The sequence below is a fragment of the Mesorhizobium sp. M2E.F.Ca.ET.209.01.1.1 genome, assembly GCF_004010375.2.
In the GTDB taxonomy this organism is placed as follows: domain Bacteria; phylum Pseudomonadota; class Alphaproteobacteria; order Rhizobiales; family Rhizobiaceae; genus Mesorhizobium.
This window is the reverse complement of record NZ_SADP02000254.1, coordinates 1-413: the sequence shown is the minus strand read 5'-3', so window position 1 is coordinate 413 and position 413 is coordinate 1. Positions and strand designations below refer to the sequence as shown.

Annotated in this window: 1 protein-coding gene; it reads right to left on the bottom strand. The window is 57.4% G+C overall.

Features of this window, described 5'->3' with window-relative positions; genetic code table 11:
* Positions 1 to 413 (bottom strand): recombinase family protein (locus EN852_RS35525; protein ID WP_189546379.1); only part of this gene is annotated, 413 nt, incomplete at both ends.

Sequence of the window (413 nt, the reverse complement as noted above, 5' to 3'; positions counted from 1 at the left end):
GTCGGCGCGCACAAATGCGCCTGGCGGATTTCTTACCCGGTTTTGCAGAAGCCTGTGGGATATCCGGTTCCAAACACTGTTGCCGATATATTTTTCGCTGGCCAGTATCGTGCCTACGCACTCTCCGGTCCAAGGCCGGCCAAACTCGGTGACCAGGCCGCGCGCGTTTAGAGCAGCCGCAATTTCGACTGCCGTTTTTCTCCTTTTCACAAACTGGTTGAATATCCATCGGACGGTTGAAACCTCATTTTCAGGCCCGGGAACGAGAACGACGCGGTCGCTGGCCAGGCCTTTTCGCTCATCGTGATGGAGGATTCCCTTCGGATTTCCAGAGCCGTCGACAAGAAGGCGCCTCAACCCATAGCCCGCGGGGCCACCGCCGCTGAAACCGAGTTTGACTATGCGGCTTTGGC